The sequence below is a fragment of the Parafrankia elaeagni genome (assembly GCF_000374165.1).
Lineage (GTDB): Bacteria > Actinomycetota > Actinomycetes > Frankiales > Frankiaceae > Parafrankia > Parafrankia elaeagni.
The window spans coordinates 48,398-68,126 of the sequence record NZ_KB893727.1 but is presented as its reverse complement, the minus strand read 5'-3'; the positions used below and the strand labels follow the sequence as shown (position 1 = coordinate 68,126).

The 19,729-nt window shown below is 71.9% G+C and carries 18 protein-coding genes, 1 pseudogene and 1 riboswitch; of the genes and pseudogenes, 13 read left to right on the top strand and 6 right to left on the bottom strand.

Translation table 11 applies throughout. The annotated features are described in order from the left end of the window. Positions 1-14 precede the first annotated feature (14 nt). A complete protein-coding gene (locus B207_RS0116530; protein WP_051102557.1) occupies positions 15-626 on the top strand; it encodes a GNAT family N-acetyltransferase in 612 nt (203 codons plus the stop codon). A 114-nt stretch (positions 627-740) separates the two neighbouring features. Next, complete coding sequence (locus B207_RS38440) at positions 741-1,334, top strand: Uma2 family endonuclease (protein WP_195905304.1); 594 nt, start codon at positions 741-743, stop codon at positions 1,332-1,334. A gap of 117 nt (positions 1,335-1,451) precedes the next feature. On the opposite strand, the pseudogene B207_RS34190 reads toward B207_RS38440, so the two are convergent. Continuing rightward, a pseudogene (locus B207_RS34190) lies at positions 1,452-2,366 on the bottom strand (cytochrome P450); the annotation flags it as partial. Positions 2,367-2,848: 482 nt separating this feature from the next. Here B207_RS34190 and B207_RS0116510 point away from each other — a divergent pair. The 7 genes from B207_RS0116510 (at position 2,849) to B207_RS0116480 (ending at position 11,627) form a co-directional block, all read left to right on the top strand. After that, positions 2,849-4,420, top strand: a complete 1,572-nt coding sequence (locus B207_RS0116510) for an FAD-dependent oxidoreductase (protein ID WP_195905303.1) — start codon at positions 2,849-2,851, stop codon at positions 4,418-4,420. A gap of 363 nt (positions 4,421-4,783) precedes the next feature. Beyond that, positions 4,784-6,145, top strand: coding sequence for an ABC transporter substrate-binding protein (locus tag B207_RS0116505; RefSeq protein WP_154675401.1), 1,362 nt, complete (start codon positions 4,784-4,786; stop codon positions 6,143-6,145). Positions 6,146-6,147: 2 nt separating this feature from the next. After that, complete coding sequence (locus B207_RS0116500) at positions 6,148-7,092, top strand: carbohydrate ABC transporter permease (protein ID WP_018637668.1); 945 nt, start codon at positions 6,148-6,150, stop codon at positions 7,090-7,092. Further along, positions 7,079-7,987: a carbohydrate ABC transporter permease gene (locus tag B207_RS0116495; RefSeq protein ID WP_018637667.1), complete on the top strand. Its 909-nt coding sequence runs from the start codon at positions 7,079-7,081 to the stop codon at positions 7,985-7,987. The genes B207_RS0116500 and B207_RS0116495 overlap by 14 nt, the downstream gene beginning before the upstream one ends. 1 nt (position 7,988) lies before the next feature. Next, positions 7,989-9,341 carry an ABC transporter ATP-binding protein gene (locus tag B207_RS0116490; protein ID WP_018637666.1) on the top strand — a complete coding sequence of 451 codons (1,353 nt, stop codon included), beginning with the start codon at positions 7,989-7,991 and terminating at the stop codon, positions 9,339-9,341. Positions 9,342-9,663: 322 nt separating this feature from the next. Beyond that, positions 9,664-10,299 carry an HNH endonuclease family protein gene (locus tag B207_RS0116485; protein WP_018637665.1) on the top strand — a complete coding sequence of 212 codons (636 nt, stop codon included), beginning with the start codon at positions 9,664-9,666 and terminating at the stop codon, positions 10,297-10,299. Positions 10,300-10,592: 293 nt separating this feature from the next. Then, entirely contained in the window at positions 10,593-11,627 is a 1,035-nt protein-coding gene (locus tag B207_RS0116480; protein WP_018637663.1) for an NAD(P)H-dependent amine dehydrogenase family protein, read from the top strand. A gap of 62 nt (positions 11,628-11,689) precedes the next feature. On the opposite strand, the gene B207_RS0116475 is transcribed toward B207_RS0116480, so the two are convergent. From B207_RS0116475 to B207_RS0116460, 4 genes are all read right to left on the bottom strand, one after another. After that, positions 11,690-12,085 carry an NUDIX domain-containing protein gene (locus B207_RS0116475; protein ID WP_026311126.1) on the bottom strand — a complete coding sequence of 132 codons (396 nt, stop codon included), beginning with the start codon at positions 12,083-12,085 and terminating at the stop codon, positions 11,690-11,692. Positions 12,086-12,135: 50 nt separating this feature from the next. Continuing rightward, positions 12,136-12,774, bottom strand: coding sequence for a pyridoxamine 5'-phosphate oxidase family protein (locus B207_RS0116470; RefSeq protein ID WP_018637660.1), 639 nt, complete (start codon positions 12,772-12,774; stop codon positions 12,136-12,138). 5 nt (positions 12,775-12,779) lie between these two features. After that, entirely contained in the window at positions 12,780-13,604 is an 825-nt protein-coding gene (gene ddaH, locus B207_RS0116465; protein WP_018637658.1) for a dimethylargininase, read from the bottom strand. Positions 13,605-13,701: 97 nt separating this feature from the next. Continuing rightward, complete coding sequence (locus B207_RS0116460) at positions 13,702-15,003, bottom strand: hypothetical protein (protein ID WP_230205053.1); 1,302 nt, start codon at positions 15,001-15,003, stop codon at positions 13,702-13,704. A gap of 385 nt (positions 15,004-15,388) precedes the next feature. On the opposite strand from B207_RS0116460, the gene B207_RS0116455 reads away from it, so the two are divergent. Next, complete coding sequence (locus tag B207_RS0116455; protein WP_018637655.1) at positions 15,389-15,811, top strand: TOBE domain-containing protein; 423 nt, start codon at positions 15,389-15,391, stop codon at positions 15,809-15,811. 97 nt (positions 15,812-15,908) lie between these two features. On the opposite strand, the gene B207_RS0116450 is transcribed toward B207_RS0116455, so the two are convergent. Beyond that, positions 15,909-16,361, bottom strand: a complete 453-nt coding sequence (locus B207_RS0116450) for a pyridoxamine 5'-phosphate oxidase family protein (protein ID WP_026311125.1) — start codon at positions 16,359-16,361, stop codon at positions 15,909-15,911. Between the two features lie 169 nt (positions 16,362-16,530). Beyond that, positions 16,531-16,733, top strand: a riboswitch (cobalamin riboswitch). Positions 16,734-16,809: 76 nt separating this feature from the next. On the opposite strand from B207_RS0116450, the gene B207_RS34185 reads away from it, so the two are divergent. From B207_RS34185 to B207_RS0116435, 3 genes are all read left to right on the top strand, one after another. Then, entirely contained in the window at positions 16,810-17,715 is a 906-nt protein-coding gene (locus B207_RS34185) for an ABC transporter substrate-binding protein (RefSeq protein WP_084692175.1), read from the top strand. 146 nt (positions 17,716-17,861) lie between these two features. Then, positions 17,862-18,884, top strand: a complete 1,023-nt coding sequence (locus B207_RS0116440; RefSeq protein WP_018637652.1) for a FecCD family ABC transporter permease — start codon at positions 17,862-17,864, stop codon at positions 18,882-18,884. Then, positions 18,884-19,714: an ABC transporter ATP-binding protein gene (locus tag B207_RS0116435; RefSeq protein ID WP_018637651.1), complete on the top strand. Its 831-nt coding sequence runs from the start codon at positions 18,884-18,886 to the stop codon at positions 19,712-19,714. Before B207_RS0116440 ends, B207_RS0116435 begins: the two co-directional genes overlap by 1 nt. Positions 19,715-19,729 lie beyond the last annotated feature (15 nt).

The following is a 19,729-nucleotide window of genomic DNA, read 5'->3' as shown; positions in this document are numbered from 1 at the left end:
CAGACTCGGTGGCGATGACTCGTTCGGGGGACCAGGCCCAGGCCGGGGGAGCGCGGGTGCGGCGGATCCGGGCGGATGACGCCGGGGTGCTGCGGGAGGTTCGGCTCGCGGCGCTGGCCGACGCGCCGGAGGCGTTCTGGCGCACCTACGACGACGAGGTGGCCCGGCCGGTGGCCGACTGGGAGGCCCGGGCACGGCTCGGCGCGTCCGGGGACGCCGATGCGACGTTCCTGGCCGAGCGGAACGGCCTGGTGATCGGTTCGGTGTCGGTCCACACCCCCTCCGCGGCGCGGGACCTGCGCGAGCTGGCGGCGATGTGGGTGGCGCCCGCGGCCCGTGGCTCGGGCGTCTCGGACGCGCTGGTGACGGCCGCGCTGGACTGGGCCCGCTCGGCCGGCGCGGCCGGGGTCCGGTTGTGGGTCGTGCCGACGAACGCCCCGGCGCGGCGGATGTACGACCGGCACGGGTTCGCGGTGGTCGGCGGTCCGGAGCCGGCGACGGTCGATCCGGCGGTGAAGGTCTACGTGCCGATGCTGCTGACCCTGGACGGCACCGCCACCGCGGACGCGGGCTACCGGGAGCGCTCCTGCTCCCCGTGGTCCCCCCCGACCTCCGGCGAGGACTGAACCGATGATGATCCGGTCCCTGCGCGGAGGCAGATCCAGCCTGCGCCGCCGCGCCCGGATTCTGGACTAACCTCGTGGTTGCGGCAGGCCACCGCCGGCGAGAGGACGGAGCCAGTGAGTGTCGCTCGGGACCACGGCTACGGCTATGGGCCGTACACGGTTGAGGATCTACATGGACTGCCCGATGACGGCCGCTCCTTCGAACTCGTCGACGGCTGGCTGATCGAGTTGGCGCCCAGTACACGCCACGACTTCCTCGCCGGGCAGCTGAGCCGCATCCTGGAACGCGCCGCCGAGGCGGCGAAGGCACGGGTCTACGTCCAGGCGCCGATGGATATCGCCACCCCCGCGGGCGCCCGCAAGCCGGATGTCGCCGTGATCGACGCGGTCGCCGCCAGCAGCGCACGCAGGCTCGGTCGCTCGCTTTACCACGGCGCGGACGTGCTTCTCGCGGTCGAAGTCGTCTCCCGTGGCTCAGGCAGCGAGCGGGAGGACCGGGGACGCAAGGTCACCGAGTACGCGCTCGCCGGAATTCCTCAGTACTGGATCGTGGATTTCGACCCCGAACCCCGCGTCCAGGTGCTCCGCATGACCGCCGACGGGGCGGCCTACGGGCGTCCCACGGTGTTCAGCGGGCAGGACACCGTCGAGATCTCCGACCCGTTCCCGGTCTCGTTCCCGCTGCCGGCCCTGCTGGACTTCTCCTGACCGGTCACCCGCCCGCCTCGCCGGTCGGCGGCGGTTGACCGGGTGTGTGTCCCGTGGGGCCCGCTGCCGCACCGAGACGGGGAGGCGTTCGGGGCCGCGCAGGATGACGTTCGGCTTGTAGTGGATGCCGAGGCTGAAGGCGAGCTGGTGCGGTGGGGTGGGTGTGCGCTGGTGGAACCGCGTGACGTCGAGCCGGTCGGGGTCGGGGAACGCCGCCGGGTCGCGGTTCGCCGCGTTGATGAGGACGACGACCCCCTCGCCGTCGGCGAAGGTGTGATCGCCGACCGTGAGCGGCCCCTTCGCCGACCGGGTCGTGAGCTGGACGGGTGGGTCGTAGCGCAGGAGCTCCTCGACGGCGGCCGGGACGAGCTCGGGTCGGTCGCGCAGCACCTGGATCTGGTCGGGGCTGCGCAGCAGCGCGAGGATTCCGCTGCCGACCAGGTTCACGGTGGTCTCGTGGCCGGCCACCAGGGTGGTCACGCAGGAGGTCAGCAGCTCCACCTCGGTCAGCACGTCGCCCTGGTCCTCGACCGCGGCGAGGGCGCTGAGCAGGTCGTCCTGCGGCCGGCGCCGGCGCTCGTCGATCAGCGCGCGGAAGTACGCCTGGAAGTCCCGGGACGCCGTGCTGCGCTCGGCGCGGGCCTGCTCGGGCAGCAGGACCTCCGGGTCGAAGCCGCGGGCGAGCCACTGCGACCACTGCTGCACCATGGCGTGGTCACTGGCCGGGACCCCGACGAGCTCGCAGACGATGGTCAGCGGCAGCGGGTAGGCGATCGTCTCGATCAGGTCGAACTCACCGGCGTCCAGCGCGTTGTCGATCAGCTGGTCGACCAGCTGCCCGATGCGGGGTCGCAGGCCGGCGACCAGCCGCGGGGTGAAGGCCTTCGCGACGAGTCGGCGCAGCCGGGTGTGGTCGGGCGGGTCCATCCACAGGAACGAGGTGGGCAGCTCCTCGGCCGCCTCGTCGGCCGTCACGCTCTCCGTCATGTCGATTGTTTCCGGTGCGCCGGGAGACGGTGCTGACGTCGTCATTTGGCAACCTCCTGCGCTCGGTGTCGCTGATGTTCCGACGGATTTCGTGACGAGAAAAACGCGTCCCGGATATGAAATCCGTCCGGCTGCGGATCGAACCTCTGTCATTGATGTGCATGTCATTAACGGGAGGATGAACGGGCGGGAAAGCTGGTGAGAACCTTTGGTTTCGGGTGTTCCGATTTGTATCGATAGGTGATGCCCATAAACTGATTGGCGTTCGACGGCGTTTCTTGACGTTTTTCTTTCGCCGCGGGCAGCATTTCCTCCGGAATACTCGCGGAGCCGCGCCCGGATGGCCGGCGCCGGCATCCGGCATCCGGGGCCAGGGGCCCGGGTCCGTCGGGCCGCGGGGCGAGAGCCGTGTGGTCACGAGGGCGAGAGCCATGTGGTCACGAGGGCGAGAGCCATGTGGTCACGAGGGCGAGAGCCATGTGGTCACGGCGGCCGGGCCCCGGCCGCGACAGCCGTGGGAGGACGAAGTGGCAGACACCAGCAGCCCGGCCGGGCAGGCTGTTCCACCGAAGGACGAACAGCGGCCGGGACCGGCCGTGGCCGTGGGCCGCGGCGGGCACGCGGTGGTGATCGGCGCCAGCCTCGCCGGTATTCTCGCCGCCCGCGTCCTCGCCGACAGCTACGAGCGGGTGACGGTCCTGGACCGGGACGACCTGCCCGGTGTCGAACAGCGGCGGGGCGCGCCGCAGGGCCGCCACCTGCACGGGCTCATGGAACGCGGGCGCCGCATCATCGAGGATCTCTTCCCCGGTCTGACCGCGGAACTCGCCGACCTGGGCGCCCCGACCACCGAGGTCCTGATCCGGTCCCGGTGGTATCTCAGCGGCCTGCGGGTGCATCCGACTCCCACCGGCCTGACCACGGTCCTGGCCAGCAGGCCGCTGCTGGAGAGCACGCTGCGGGCCCGCACCGCGGCCCTGCCCGGTGTCGCGTTCCGCTCCCGCGTCGCCGCGCTGGGGCTGGTGGCGGCGGCGGGCGACCCGCGGCGAGTGGTCGGCGTGCGGGTCCAGAGCGCCGGCGGGAAGACGCTCGCCGCGCCCGGCGCCGAGGCGGACGGGCCGCACCACAGCGGTGCCGGCGCCGGGGTTGCAGAGGTTGCAGAGGTTGCCGAGGTTGCAGAGGTTGCAGAGGCGGCCGAGGTGATCGAGGTGATCGAGGCTGATCTGGTCGTGGACGCGACCGGGCGGGCCTCCCGGACCCCCGACTGGCTCGCGGACCTCGGCTGCCCGAGGCCGACCGAGGAGCGCATCGACATCGACCTCGGCTACGCGTCACGCACCTACCGGCGGCGCCCGGAGCACCTGGACGGCGACCTGGGTGTGGTCGTCTCCACCATGCCCGGCTGGCGGGGCGGCGGGGCCGTCGTGCTGGAGGGGAACCGCTGGCATGTCACCCTCGGCGGCATGCTCGGCGACCACCCGCCGCTCGACGACGCCGGCTTCCGGGAGTTCGCCTCGACGCTGCCCGTCCCGGACATTTACCAGATCGTCTCCGCGGCGGAGCCGCTGGACGATCCCGTCCCGCACCGTTTCCGGGGATCGCTGCGCCGGCACTACGAGACGCTGGTCGGTGCCCCCGGAAACCTTCTCGTCGTCGGCGACGCGGCCTGCAGCCTCAACCCGGTCTACGCCCAGGGAATGACCGTGGCCGCCCAACAGGCCGAAGTACTCACCCGCTGCCTGCGCGCGGGCCGCGACGACCTGGCACGGCGCTTCCACAAGGAGGCCGCGCCCCTGATCGACCTCGCCTGGCAGATGTCGACCAACGCGGACCTGAACTATCCGGGTGTGGAGGGCCACCGCACCGCGCGGGTCAGGCTGACGAACGCCTACCTGCGGCGTGCTCATATCGCCGCGCATGTCGATCCGGTGGTGGCGCGGACATTCATGCGGCTCGCGAACCTGGTCGAACCGCCGGCCAGCATTCTCCGCCCGGCGATGATGGCGCGCGTCCTGCGCCACGGCTTCGCGACCAGCGCACCGGTACCGCGCCCCCGCCCCGCCGGTGAGACCGCCCGGGTGCCGGTCGGCGGCGTCTGAACGTGGGCGGGCGGCCGGCGATGGGGCGGCCGGCGATGGGGCGGCCGGCGATGGGGCGGGCGACGGCGCGACGGACGGCCGGTCCGACGCCGATTCGAATTACCAATTGGCGGATCGAAAACTACGTTTGCGTCCGTGAATCTCTGGCGGCACCATTGCTCGCGGCGGCCTGACCGGCCTGGCCGGCGGCCTGAACAGCACGTTCCGGTGCTGCACCCCCTGCGTTTCCCTGGCATTTTCCGCCGCGGTCACGCGGGGTACGAAAATCCGTCCGGTGAGACACCGGACGGATGTGGGGGGTCGGTGGGCAGTGTCCGGCCGACTGAAGACGTCAACGTGCTCGAACGTGGGAGAGGTCACAGAATGACAGGCCGGACAGGACGCGTACGCGGGCGGCGGCTTCTGCTGCCCGCCCTGGTCGCCGCCCTTTCAATGTTCGCCGCCGCGGCCTGCGGCGACGACACCACCAGCTCCGCGGGCGCAGCTCCCGACGGGGAGGCCACCACGGCCGGCCTGGCGCCCCTGGGCCCCGACGCCGAGGTCACCATCAAGTTCCTCTCCTACAACTTCGGGACGCCCGGCCTGGGCGGCACCGGCACCCAGGCCCTCATCGACGCCTTCGAGAAGGCGCACCCGAACATCACCGTCGAGCCGCAGGGCGTGGCCACGAAGGACGTGCTCACCCGGCTGCGCACCGACACCGCGGCCGGCAGCCCGCCGGACGTCGCGCAGATCGGCTGGAGCAAGATGGCCGAGGCGGTGCAGGTGCTGCCGATCGTGCCGGTCGAGCAGATCCCGCCGGTGGCGGAGTGGGACGAGCACGTCGCGGGCATCTCGAAGCAGATCCTGACGGCGGTCGAGTTCAACGGTGCCGTCGAGGCGATGCCGTACACCATGTCGATCCCGGTCCTGTACTACAACGCTGACCTGTTCCGCGCCGCGGGCCTGGACCCGAACAACCCGCCGGCCACGATCGAAGCGGTCAAGGACGCCGCGCTCAAGATCAAGGCCGGCGGTAACGAGGGCGTTTACTACGGCATCGCCGACGCGAGCAAGTCCGACTTCCTGACCCAGTCGGTCATCAACAGCAACGGCGGGAGCCTCGTCGACGCGCAGGGCGAGATCACCCTCGACGCCAAGCCGGCGGTCGACGCGCTCGCGACGATGCAGGACCTCACGGAGTCCGGCGCGATGCCGTCGGTCAACACCGAGACCGCGCTGACGGCGTTCACCACCGGCAAACTCGGCATGCTCGTCACGAGCACCTCGGTACTCGCCGCCGCGATGAAGGCCGCGCAGGGCAAGTTCGAGCTGGGCACGGCCGCGTTCCCGACCTTCGGCTCGAAGCCGGCCAGGCCCACCTACTCGGGTGCGGGTCTGGCGGTGCTGGCCAAGGACGACGAGCACAAGCGCGCCGCCTGGGAGTTCGTCAAGTTCGCCACCAGCGAGGCCGGCTTCGAGATCATCACGAAGGGCATCGGCTACCTGCCGCTGCGGGAGTCCGTCGCGACCAGGCTGGCGAGCGAGCCCATCGTCGAGCTTCTCCAGCCGTCGCTCGAGCAGCTCGACACGGTGACGCCCTACACCGCGTTCCCCGGCTCGAAGGCGAACCAGGCGGTGGTGGTCCTGCAGGACGAGGCGGTGGAGCCGATCGTGCTGCGTGACGCGGACCCGGCGTCCACCCTCTCCTCGGTCGCGGACAAGATCAGGAAGCTCGGCGCCTGAGCATGATCACCCTCGAGGCCGGCGCCTCGACGCTCGAAGCGCGGGGGCACGCGACGAAGCGTGCCCCCGCCGCCGTCGTCCGCGCCCGACTGACGCCCTGGGCCTACCAGGCCCCGCTCCTGATCGCGCTGGTCGTCTGGGTGTACGGGCCGCTGGTGTTCACCGCCGTCCTCAGCGTCCTGGACTGGGACCTGACGTCCCCGGACAAGACGTTCGTCGGCGTGGACAACTACCGCCAGCTGGTCGAGGAACCCGAGTTCCCGCGCGCCCTGGCCAAGACGGGCCTGTATGTGCTCGCCCTGCTGCCCTTCGCCACCGTCATCCCGATGGCGCTGGCGATCATGCTGTGGAAACGCCCCGGGAGGGCCAGCGACCGGTACCGCTCGCTGCTGTTCATGCCCGTCGTCCTCGCGCCGGTGGCGACGGCGGTGACCTGGCGGTTCATCCTCGACCCCCTCGGTGGGGTCGTGAACAGCACCTTCGGTGCCGTCGGCCTGCCCGAACAGGACTGGCTCGGCGACCCCGACACCGCGATCTGGGCGATCTCGCTGATCACCGCGAGCCGGTTCGTCGCGCTGAACATCCTGCTGTACGGGGCGGCGCTCGTGGCGCTCGACCGCCGCGCGTTCGACGCCGCCCGCATCGACGGCGCCACCGAATGGGAGATCACCCGTCACCTGGTGGTCCCGCAGCTCGTCGGCACCACCGCCCTGCTCGCGTTCCTCTGCGCCGTCTTCGCCGGGCAGTGGACCTTCACGAACATCGCGGTGCTCACCCAGGGCGGCCCGGAGAACAGTACCGACAACGTCTACTACCGCCTCTACGCCTACGCCTTCACGTTCTTCGACGCCGGGACGGGCGCGGCGGCCGCGGTGCTGATCGTGGTGGTCCTCACCGCGTTGTTCGGACTGTCGACCCTGGTGAGGAGGCGCCGTGTCACGTCGTGACGGCAGCAGCGGATCGGGCAGCAGCGGATCGGGCAGCAGCGGATCGGGCAGCAGTGTCCCGGATGGCCGTGGTCCAGGCGGCGGTGGCGGCGCCGCGGCGGTGACCCGGCACACCGTGCTGGCTCTGGCCGCGTTCGCCATGCTGTTCCCGCTGTTGTGGGCGCTGTCCGGCTCGTTCAAGCCCGGCACCGACGTCTACAGCTCCAGCCCCTTCCCGCTTCCCGGGACGTTGGAGAACTACCGGTACGCCCTGCGCGAGTTCCCCATCGGACGTCTGCTGCTCAACACCTTCGTCACCGCGATCGGGGTGACGGCGCTCCACCTCGTGGCCGGTGTGCTCGCGGCCTGGTCGTTCGTCCGCTTCGCGCACCGCGGCCAGGGGGTGCTGCTCGCCGCGGTCACCGTCGCCCTCGTCGTCCCGCCGCAGACCCTGATCATCCCGCACTTCCTGATGATCACCGAGGTCGGGCTGCGGGACACCTTCCTCGGCCTGATCGTTCCGCAGCTCGCCCACTGCGCGCTGGCGGTCCTGCTGCTGCGCGAACACACCCGATCGATCCCGCCGACGCTGATCGCGGCCGCGTCGCTCGACGGCGCCAGCCCGTTCGAGACGCTCCGCCACATCGTCCTGCCGCTGCTGCGCCCGGCCCTCGGAGCAGTCGGGATCGTCGTGTTCATCACGACCTGGAACGAGTACCTGTGGCCGTCGCTGGCCGCGCCGAGCCCGGAGCACACCACCATCCAGATGGGACTTCAGTTGTTCGAGACCTCGGAGGGCCCGGAGCACGGCCCCATGCTCGCCGCGGCGATGCTGGCCACGGTGCCCGTCATCGTGGCGTACCTGCTGGCGTCCCGGCGCATCGCCGACGCCTTCCTCCAGGCCGGGCTGCGGTGACATGGTGACCTCCACCGTGACCACAGACGTTCCCGTCGACGTCCCCGCCGTCGGCTCCGGTGAGGGCTCTGGTGGCGGCCCCGCGGCCCGGGGTGACGCCGTGCCCGGCGTCCTGCTCGAAGGGATCACGAAGAAGTACGGCAGGCAGACCGTGCTGGACGTCCCGCGGCTGGAGGTGCCGCGCGGATCCTTCACCGTCCTCGTCGGCCCGTCGGGCTGCGGGAAGTCGACCGGCCTGCGGGTGATCGCCGGCCTGGAGACGCCGGACACCGGCCGGGTGATCATCGGTGCCGACGACGCCACCCACACCCCGCCCGGACAGCGCGGCGTCTCGATGGTCTTCCAGGACTTCGCGCTCTACCCGCATCTCACCGTCGAGCAGAACATCTCGTTCAGCCTGCGGCTGGAGGCCAAACACAACCGGCGCACGGGGCCGAGCCGGGCGGAGATCGGCCGCCGGGTCACCGAGGCCTGCGCCATGCTCGGCCTGGAGAAGCTGCGTGGCCGTCGCCCCGGGCAGCTCTCCGGCGGCGAGCGCCAGCGGGTCGGCCTGGCTCGCGCGATCGTCCGCCGGCCGCAGGTGCTGCTGCTGGACGAGCCGCTCTCCGCCCTGGACGCCCAGCTGCGCCAGCACGCCCGCGCGGAACTGATCCGGCTGCACCGGGAGCTGGGCAACACCGTCGTCCTGGTGACGCACGACCAGCTCGAGGCGCTGTCGATGGGCACGAACCTCGTGGTGATGAACGGGGGGAAGGTCGTCCAGTCCGGCACACCCGGCGAGGTCTACCGCCGCCCGGCGGACGTCTTCGTCGCCGGTTTCGTCGGCAGCCCGTCGATGAACCTGCACGAGGTGGCGGTGGCGTCCCATCCCGCCGGCCTCGAACTGACAGCCGGGACGTCGCCCGACGGCCGCCTCCGCGGGTTGCTCGCCGGCGGCGGGGCGCTCGCCGGCGGCGGGGCGCCGGACCGTGTCCGCCTGGGCTGGCGGCCGGGCGACGCCGTCCTCGAGGTACCCGCGCCCGGTGAACCGTCGCCCACCGGTGAGCCGGCCTCCCCAGGAACACCGGGGTCCGGGGGAGCGTCGGTGTCCGGGGGAGCGGCAAGCGGTCCGGGACTGGTCGTGACCGGGACGGTGGACGTCGTGGAGTTCACCGGCGACTCCGCCGTCGTGCACTGCACCGGAGATTTCGGCCGGTGGGCGGTGACGGTGCGCGCGGGAGACCGGCAGCCGGCCGTCGGTGACCGGGCGCGCGCCCACGTCCCGCTCGCCGACCTGCACCTGTTCGACGTGGACACCGGCCGGCGCCTCCCCACCCCGCCGCCTGACGGCCCCGGCCCCGGCCCCGGCCGCTGACCGCTGATCGGCTGCTGACCGCTGATCGGCCCTGATCCCGGCCCCTGAGCCCGGCCGGGATCTCCGCCCGGCCCCGGGCGGCCGGCCGGCACCGGCGCGGCGTGGCGCGGCTGGTTGTCCGGCGTTGTACCGAGGGTTCACCAGGGTTTTGCGTTCCAGCGGAACGCGTTCCCCGGGAATTATTCTCCGGTGTTGATGATTTCCTTTTCATTTGCTTTTAGTCTGCCTCCTGAAAGCTTTGCTCTGGGATTCTCCTGAAGGTTTCTCCGGACCTTGTGCCGAAACTCCGTCCGGCCACGGTGGAACCGGTCAGGAGCGTGTCGTGACCCCTCGCACCGTCAGGGCGGCCGCGGTCGCCGTGGTTGCCGTACTCGTCGGTGTCCTGTTCACCGTGGCCCCGGCGAGCGCGACGCCCCCGAACATCCCGTCGGCGAGCACCGCGCTGAGCCGGCTCAACTCGCTGACCGTCGCGGCCGAGTCGCACGCGTCCACCTATGACCGGGACCTCTTCCCGCACTGGATCACGGTCTCCGGGGCGTGCAACACCCGGGAGCAGGTGCTGAAGCGCGACGGCTCCGGTGTCGTCGTGAACAGCAGCTGCGCGGCGACGTCCGGCTCCTGGTACAGCCCGTACGACGGCGCCACCTGGACGGCGGCGTCGGACGTCGACATCGACCACATGGTGCCGCTCGCGGAGGCGTGGGCCTCCGGTGCCTGGGCGTGGACCACCTCGAAGCGCCAGACCTACGCCAACGACCTCGGCGGCCCCGAGCTGTGGGCGGTCACCGACAACGTCAACCAGTCCAAGAGCGACAAGGACCCGGCCGAGTGGCAGCCGCCGCTCTCCTCGTTCCGCTGCACCTACGCCCGCGCCTGGGTCCAGGTGAAGTACTACTACGCCCTGACCGTGGACAGCGCCGAGAAGTCCGCCCTCACCAGCATGCTCGGCACCTGCTGACCGGTTTCACGCTGACCGGCCCTGTCGCGGTGGGTCCCGCCGTGGCGGGCTCCGGCTGAGGCGGCACGGCCCTGAGATGCCCGGAACCCCGCGGCCCCCGCGGCCCCCGCGGGGCTCCGGGCATTTCGTCGGTCATGTCCGGAAGATGAATGGATCCGTGCCGGCGGGCTCGTATCCGTCCGCCCGGCGGCTGGTAGCGGGCGCGGCGTCGCCTCGGTAAGTTGGCGAGGGTATGGCCGTGTTCGCGGGGCCCCGCGTTCCGGATCCAGCCTTTCGAGAAGGAGGCGATCCCAGTGATCACCTCGTCGGGTCCCGTACGTGTCGTTCAGTGGTGTACCGGCCATATCGGCCAGATCGCCATCCGCCATTTCGCAGCTAATCCCACCTTCGAGTTGGCCGGTGTCTACACCACCTCCGCGGCCAAGGACGGCGTGGACGCGGGCGTGCTCGCCGGGATGGACCCGGTCGGCGTCACGGCCACGACGGACAAGGAGAAGCTCCTCACCCTCGACGCCGACTGCGTCCACTACGCGCCGTTACAGCCGGATCTCGACGACCTCGAGGCGCTCCTGCGTTCCGGGAAGAACGTCGTCACGCCGCTCGGCTTCACGTTCCCGCGGCCGGACGACGAGCAGACGATCCGCCTTCAGGCGGCCTGCCAGGCGGGCGGGACCAGCTTTCACGCCGGCGGCATCCACCCGGGATTCGCCGGTGACATCCTCGCGCTCGTCGGCTCCCGGCTGCACAGCCGCCTCGACCAGGTGGTCGTGACCGAGGTGGTCGACTTCAGCGCCGCGCCGGCGAGCGACATGCTCACCGCCTTCGGGTTCGGCCGCGACCCGGAGGAGGCCCACCGGACGCACCGGCTCGCCCTCGACGTCTACAGCCAGTCCATCGGCCTGCTGGCAACGGGTCTCGGGCTCACGGTCGACCGGTACGAGTGCGGCCTCACGGTCGCCGTCAGCGACAGGGACCTCACCGTTGCCTCCGGACTGATCCCGGCCGGCAAGGTGGCGGGCATGTGCCGCCGCTGGGAGGCGATCGTCGACGGGCGCCCCGCCATCGTCTTCCAGTCGAAGTGGAAGATGGCGGACGACCTCACCCCGGAGATCGTCGACGGCGCGAGCCGGTACATCGTCGAGTTCCTCGGCGAGCCGGCCACCACGTTCACGCTCGAGGAGCATCCGTCCAACGGCCGGGTCGATGCCGGGCGGACCTGGACGACCATGGCCGTCGTCAACATGATCCACGACGTCGTCGCCGCCCCGCCGGGCATCCGGACACACCTCGACCTCCCCCCGGGAAAGCCGCGCGGCCTCTTCCACTGAGATCGGCGGCCTTTGATGTCGGCGGCCTTTCCCGCCGCGGCATCCTCCGGGGCGCGGGGATGTCAGAGCAGGGTCGGCAGTACTTCCTCGAAGAAGGGGAGGTCGCCGTCGAAGGTGGGTGTCAGCGTGCGGAACTCCGCCGCTGTCACCCAGCGGGCGTCGCTGGCCTCGCCGGGGTCGAGGCGGAGGTCGCCGGTCTCGGCCGGGGCCGTCCACCAGTGCAGGCGGAAGCTGCCGTCGTCGGTGTCGCACTCCCAGACCCTGGCACCGGCGACGACGGTCAGCCCGACCTCCTCCCACACCTCGCGGACGAGGGCCTCGGCCTGTGTCTCGCCGGGCTCGATCCGCCCGCTGGGCGGTGCCCAGAACCCGGACCGGGCGGCCAGCGGGCCGCGTTCGATGACGAGCACCCGCCCGGCGCGGAGCAGCACCGCGACGACCGCCTGCCGCTGAGACACGGGCGGATCCTCCGCGTCGCCGGTCGGCTGCGGCGTCACCGGCTGCCGCGTCACCGGCGGGCTTCCAGCGTCGGCGCGAGACCGGCGGGGACGGGCAGGTCGCAGTCCGGCTCCGCGGCACCGGCGGTGAGCCGGACGGGGACGACACCGGCCCAGTAGCCCGAGTCCAGGTCGGGCGGGTCGTCGTTCGGCGGGCCGGTGCGGGACTTCAGCGCGACATCCGTGGACGGGTCGCCCAGGCCCAGCGCCAGGACGGCTGTCGCCGCCAGCTCCTTCGGTGTCGGGGGGCGGCACTGTTCCGACCGCCCGACCCCGACCCGGTCCACGAGGGCGGCGAGAACACGGTTCTTCTCGTCCGTGTCCACGACGGCCCGCGCGTCACCGTGGACGATGACGGAGCGGTAGTTCAGCGAATGGTGAAAAGCCGACCGGGCGAGGACGAGACCGTCGAGCAGGGAGACCGTCACGCACACCGGAAGGGCCACGGACCGCCCCGCCGCGAGGAGCCGCGCCCCGGTCGATCCGTGCACATACAGCGTTTCCCCGACCCGGACGTGCAGCGTGGGAATCACATGCGGCCGGCCGTCGACCACGAAACCCACGTGGCAGGTCAGCGCCTCGTCAAGGACGGCATCGACGGCGTCGCGGTCGTAGGTGACGCGCGCGACGGCGCGTGAGGGGTGCAGCACGACGCCTATTCTGGCCCGCCGCGCAGCTCCAGGGTGGCGCATTTCGGCCCGCCGCCGGCCTTCTGCAGCTCGGACAGGTCGAGGCCGATCGGCTCGAAACCACGCTCGCGCAGCTCGGCGATCACCCCGACGGCGGCCCGCGGCAGGACGACGTGACGCCCGTCCGAGACGGCGTTCAGGCCGAACGCCACGGCGTCGGCGTCCGACGCGGTGACGGCGTCCGGGTAGAGCTCCGCCAGCAGCTGCCGGCTCTCGTCGGTGAAGGCCTTCGGGTTGTACATGATGGTCTGCTCGTCGAGAACGGCGAGAGCCGTGTCGAGGTGGTAGTAACGCGGGTCGGTGAGTGTCAGGGTGACGACCGGGCGCCCGAAGAACTCACGGAGCTCCGTGTGCGCCTCGGTGGCGGTCCGGAAGCCGGAACCGGCCAGGATGCGTTCCCCGACGGTCAGGCAGTCACCCTCGCCCTCGTTCGTCCACTGCGCCTGCCGGACCTCGCCGAATTCCCCGCCCCGCTTCTCGAACCATTCGAGGAACGCCGCGGATTCGGGGCGTCGTTGCGGGTGCCGGAAACGCGCGACCAGCACCCGCCCGTCCACGACGGTCGCGCCATTGGCGGAGAAGACCATGTCCGGCAGCCCGGGGCGCGCTTCCAGGACCTCCACCCGGTGCCCGAGTTCGAGGTAGAGATCGCGCAGGCGCCCCCACTGCTCGAGTGCGATCTTGGCGTAGGTCGGCACTTCGGGATGCATCCAGGGATTGATCGAGTATTCGACGTCGAAATACTTCGGTTCGACCATGAGGTAGTGACGCCGGGTGGCGGTCCGCTGCACGGTTTCCTCCTGGCTTGCCTCGGGTGCGCTGGCCCCATTCTTACCGGCCGCCCGGCCGTGCGAAGTGCCCCGCCGGCCCGGAGGGCTGTGAGCCGGACTACGCCGGTCGGCCCCGGCGGCGAGGGACGGGGCCGGCCAGAGTGTTGCCCTCCGCGTCGGTCATGACGGTGTCGACGCAGGTGAACGTGAGGGCGTAGCGCGTTCTGGGAGTCAGGCCGAAGCCCAGGTGGACAACCCCGTTGGTCGCACCGAACATCTCGTTCAGGCCGCAGTTGCCGGGCTGCTGGCGCAGCACCGGGTTGAGCCCGACGCCGAACTCCCGCAGCACCCGGTACGATTCGTCCGCCTCGTAGAGATCGTGCAGGGCGGCGACCGCGCCCTTGCCCGCCGGCGCGGTCGCCCGGACGTCGGTCACCAGGCCGTCGGCCAAAGTCAGGATCACCGGGCTTTCGCGCAGTGCGTCGAGGTCCTTGTGGAGGGCCGCCTGCTCGTCGACGCAGGCCGGATCGTCACCGCGGTGCACGATTGGGGCGCCGAGCAGGGTGATTGATCCGTGCAGGTCGAGCCGCCGGGACGCACCGGAGCGGTACAGGCCGGCGGGCATGGCACTGGCCCCGCCGGACGGCGCGATCTGCTGCTCGCCGGGCGCCAGGGGGCCGGCCTGCTGGTTCCACTCGTAGTCGGCCGAGATCCCGAACGTGGCGGACGTCCCCTCCCGCGCGGCGGTGAGCCACACGTATGGCGTCGCGCCGAGCGCGCCGAACAGGCGGTCCGCCCGGATCTGCAGGGCGACCGGGTCGGTGTTCTCGACGGCGGTGAGGAAGTAGCCCATCTGGGCGTCGGTGACCGGCGTCGACCCGCAGGGCATGACGACCAGCCGCCGGCCGGGCCCGAGCACCGCCGGCTCGGGGGAGAGGACGAAACGGTCCGGGCAGACGACGAAGACGTCCGCGCTGTCCGGGCAGCGGGCCGAGCCCAGGACGGCGTCGAGCGGCTCGCCGGCCTCGATCGTCGCCACGGCGGTGTGCCGGTACCTGCTGCCGGGGGCGAGGGTGAACTCCTCCGCGCGGTCGGCCTGGGTGATGAGGAGGAACGTCTCGCCGGGTTTCCCGAACTGGTGATGACGGTCGGGATGGACGACGAAATGTGGCACGGAGTCACCCCGGATCGGGAATTCCGGCGCGGCCGCGCCGGAGAAACATGTGAGAACGCTCGGTGCTGCGTCGACGGTGCGGTGCGGTGTTTTCCGCAGGACGTCGACACCGCCGTCGGTGACGACGGTGTCAGGTGCGATGATGCCGAGGTGGTACCGGGTGAACGTGGTCAGCCCGGTTCCCTGGTACAGGCAGTCGGGCGCCGTACCGAACACCCCGTTCCTGGCGTGGTTTCCGGGAAGCACATCGTTTCCGGGAGCGGGTCGAGGGTTGTTTTCACCGCAGGGCCGATCTCCCAGGCGAAGCGGTGGGGCGAGTCTACCCGGAACGGCGGCGTTACTACGACCACCATGGTGGTCACCATCGCCGGTGGCTCTCGGTGAATGTTTCCGGTCGTGCCGGGGAAACCGGCGGCTTTGGAAGAAGGGAATCGGGAGTCCGCCGCGGACGACCTCTCCGCTGGCGGTAGCCGCTGATCGTGGGTGGGCCATCCCCGGCCGGGGTCGTCTGCTGGGCGGCCCGCCGGCCCGCCGGCACCGGCCCGCCGGCACCGGCCCGATCGGGCGCCCGGCGGGCGGATGCCGGCTCGGGCGCAATCCGCCCGCAACAGGATCTGGCTACCGTCAGGCCATGACTCTGAGCATCCGCAATCGGCTCATCGGTACCGTCGCCGAGATCACCGGCGGCGCTGTGATGGGCACCGTTCGCATTGATCTGCCGAACGGCGAGACACTCACCTCCGCCGTCACCATGGATGCGATCAAGGATGTCGGCGTCGCGATCGGCAGCGAGGTCGAGGTGCTGATCAAGGCGACGGACGTCTCCCTCGCCATCGGCGAGACGTCCGGGCTGACGATCCGCAACCGGCTCGGCGGCACCGTGGTCGCCCTCGATACCGGCGGCGCGATGGCACTGGCCCGGGTCGCCCTCGGGCCCGGCACCGAGCTGACCGCCGCGATCACCCGCGCCGCCGCCGACGACCTCGGCCTCGCGCCGGGAACATCGGTCACGGCGCTGATCAAGTCGACGGAGATCGCCTTCTCCGCCCTGTGACGCCCGGCCGCCGCCGGCCGCCGGCCGCCGCCGGCCGCCGGCCGCCGCCGGCCGCTGGCCGCCGGCGGTCGGCAGCCCGCGGCCGGTGCGGGCCGCTCTACATCTTGCGGAAGTCCCAGCTGCTGATCTTCTCGGGGACCACCCGCAGCCAGGCGTGCCGGCCGTCGTAGTGCATCTCGTCGCGGCCGGTGTACTTCCGGGCGTAGAGCAGCTCGGTGTTGGCGAGGCCGGGGTCGGGAGTGCTGGTGCGCGGGGCCTCTCCCACACTCTCCGCCCGGCCGCGGATCTCCACCCCGCGCAGCTCCCCGAAGCCGTGCCCGGTGTCGATGACCACGGCGACCCGCGGATCACGCTCGAGGTCCGTCCAGCGCTGGCTTCTCACGACCGAGTTGAGCCACAGTGCCTGCCCGTCCCACACGAACCACAGCGGTGTCAGATGAGGACCGCTCGGGCTCGTCGTCGCCACCCGGCAGGTGCGCTCCTCGGCGAGGAAGGCGTCCACCTCCTCCTGGGTCATGGCGATCTTGCGGCCCCGACGCTGCTCTCTCATCGTTGTCCCTTCGTCAGCCCGGTGTCTTTCGACCCTATGGCGCGGCCCAGGCCAGGCGCACCACGTCAGATTCCCGAGCCGAACCGACCAGGGTAGGGCGTCGGGCCGGAGGTCGGGAACAGAACGAGAGAACATCTGCATAGCCTTGCAGCTAATGGCGGGCTGCCAGTACCTTTCTCGTCGCCGTGGTGTTCGGGAAGACCGGTGTGATGCCGGAGCGGCCCTCGCCACTGTGATCGGGATGTCGACAGCCACTCCCCGCCAGCCGGGGAAGCCACTGGGCAGCGGGCCACACGGACCGCAACGCCCGGGAAGGCGGCCGCCGGCGCACCACCCGTCAGCCAGGAGACCGGCCACGGCACCCGCGATCCGTCCACGAGGTGTTGGAAGGCGGCCGATTCCGGCATGCGCGCACGTCTGGTGGCCCTGAGCGCCACCCGAGCCCGAACTGACCGGTGAACTCGCCGGCGCGGCCCGGATCGAGGTCCCGGTCCGCAGCCTGTACTCCGGCTCGACCACGCATCTGCCGCTGCTCGTCGACCTGGGGCGCGAAGATGTTCTCGCCGGGGTGGCGAGCGCCGCCACCGTCGTCAACCCCGACATCCGGGCCCGTCTCGACGCGGGCGAGATCGTCGAGTACGCCCCCGGCGGGCAGATCGACACCGAGCGGGTCGTCACCGAGGCGCCGGACGTCCTGATGACCGGCGGCACCGAATCCGCCGAGTACGGAACGCTGCGGGACGCGGGCATTCCCGTCGTCGCCAACGCCGAATGGCTGGAAGCCGACCCGCTCGGCCGCGCGGAATGGGTGAAGTTCATGGCGGCCCTCACCGGCGAGGAAACCGAGGCGGCGAAGGTCTTCGACCGGATCGAGGCCGACTACACCGCCATCGCCGACCGGGTCCCCGACGGCGACGGTGACCGGGTGCCCGCGCTGATCGGCACCATGTACCAGGGCACCTGGTACATGCCGTCCGGCGGCAGCTACGTCGGCAAGCTCCTCGCCGACGCCGGCGCCACCTACCCGTGGGCCGACGAGACCGACACCGGCAGCCTCGAGCTCGACTTCGAGACCGTCTTCACCGAATCCGGCGGCGCCCCGATCTGGCTCGCCGACGGCGAATGGGAGAACCTCGCCGACGTCACCACCGAGGACGAGCGCCACGGCCAGCTCGCGGCCGTCCGCGGCGGCCAGGTGTGGAGCAACACGCTGGTCATCGGCCCGGGCGGCGGCAACGACTACTGGGAGCGCGGCGTCACCCGGCCCGACCTGGTGCTCGGCGACCTGGCCGCGATCCTGCACCCCGACGCCTTCCCCGGCCACACCTTCGCCTTCTACCGCCACCTCCAGTGACCCAGACGACGTCCGGCCCGGCCGCGCGGACGTCCGGCCCGGTCGCCGCCACGTCTGCTCCGGCCGCCGCCGCGTCCGGCCTGGTCGGGGGGACGTCCGCCGCGGGGGAGGGGGGTGGACGCCGCCGCCGGGCGAGGCGCGGGCCGGTGGTGCTCGGCGGTCTCGTGGCCGCGGTGGCGGCGGTGTTCCTGCTCGCCCTCGCCGTCGGCTCGGTCGCCGTCCCGCTCGACGAGACCCTGCGGGTCCTCGCCGGGCGGGCGCCGCGCGACCCGCGGTGGACGGTCGTCGTCGGCCAGATCCGGCTGCCCCGCGCGCTCACCGCCGCCCTCGCCGGCGCGGCCCTCGGCGTCGCCGGACTCCAGATGCAGACCCTGTTCCGCAATCCGCTCGCCGACCCCTACTCACTCGGCGTCAGCTCCGGCGCGAGCCTCGGCGTCGCGCTCGTCGTCGCCGGCATCGGCGGCTCCGGCGGGACGTTCACCGCCCAGGTCGCCGGCAGCGGCCGGTTCGGCGTCGTCATCGCCGGTGCGGCCGGTGCGGCGGTCGTCCTGGCGGCCGTGCTCCTGCTGGCGAACTGGGTCCGTTCCGTCGTCACGCTGCTCGTCATCGGCGTCATCCTCGGCAGTGCCGTCAGCTCCGTCGTCAGCCTGCTGCTCACCTGGACGGCCCCGGAACGCGCCCTCCAGTACTGGACGTGGTCCCTCGGCAGCTTCGCCGGGACGTCCACCGGCGACCTGACGGTCTTCGCGCCCGCCGTCGGCCTCGGCCTGCTCGTCGCGCTCGCCACGGTGAAACCGCTCAACGCCCTGCTGCTCGGCGAGAACTACGCCCGGACACTGGGGCTGCGGCTGTGCCGGGTCCGTGCCGTCACCCTGCTCGGCGCGTCCCTGCTCGCCGGGGCGGTCACCGCGTTCTGCGGGCCGGTGGCGTTCCTCGGCATCGCGGTCCCGCACGTGGCCCGCCGCCTGCTCGACACCGCCGATCACCGAGTGCTCGTCCCCGGCACGCTGCTCACCGGCGCGCTGCTCGCGCTGGCCTGCTCGATCGCCGCCCAGCTGCCCGGCACCGGCCTCGTCCTGCCGATCAACGTCATCACCGCGCTGGTCGGAGCACCGATCGTGATCGCCGTGCTGCTGCGCGCCCGCCCCGACGTCGCCGGAGCCGCCTGATGGCACCCGGACTCGTCCTGGCGGACCTCGCCGTCGGCTACCGGCGCCGCCGCCGGGCACTGCGTCCGTCCAGCCGCACCGGGCAGGTCGGACGCTCGGGCCGGGCGGTGCTGGCCGGCCTGTCCGCCGCCGCGCCCCGCGGGCAGCTCACCGTCCTGCTCGGGCCGAACGGAATCGGCAAGTCAACGCTGTTGCGCACCCTCGCCGGACTCCAGCCGCCGCTCGCCGGCAGCATGCGTCTCGACGGGGCGGACCTGAACCGGCTCACCGGCGCCGCCCGGGCCCGGCTCGTCGGCGTCGTGCTCACCGACCGCGTGCAGGCCGGCCTGCTCACCGCCGCCGACCTCGTCGGCCTCGGCCGCCACCCGCACACCGGCCCCACCGGCCGCCTCACCGCCGCCGACCGGGCAGTCGTGCACTGGGCGCTGGCCGCGGTCGGCGCCGACCATCTCGCCACCCGCGCCGCCGACGAGCTCTCCGACGGCGAACGACAGCGGGTCATGATGGCCCGCGCCCTCGCCCAGGAACCGTCCATCATCCTGCTGGACGAGCCGACCGCCTTCCTGGACGCCCCGTCCCGCGTCACCATCACCGCGCTGCTGCGCCGGCTCGCCCGCGAACGCGACCTGACCGTCGTCGTCTCCACCCACGACCTCGAACTCTCCCTGCGTGTCGCAGACCAGGTCTGGCTCGTCGACCGGACGGGGACCCTCCACACCGGGCACCCTGACGAGGTGGTCGGCTCCGGCGCGGTGAACACCTCCTTCGACGGCGACGATCTGCACTTCGACCCGACGACCAGAACCTTCGAGCTGCGCGGCCCACTGTGACGCCCTGCCCGGGCC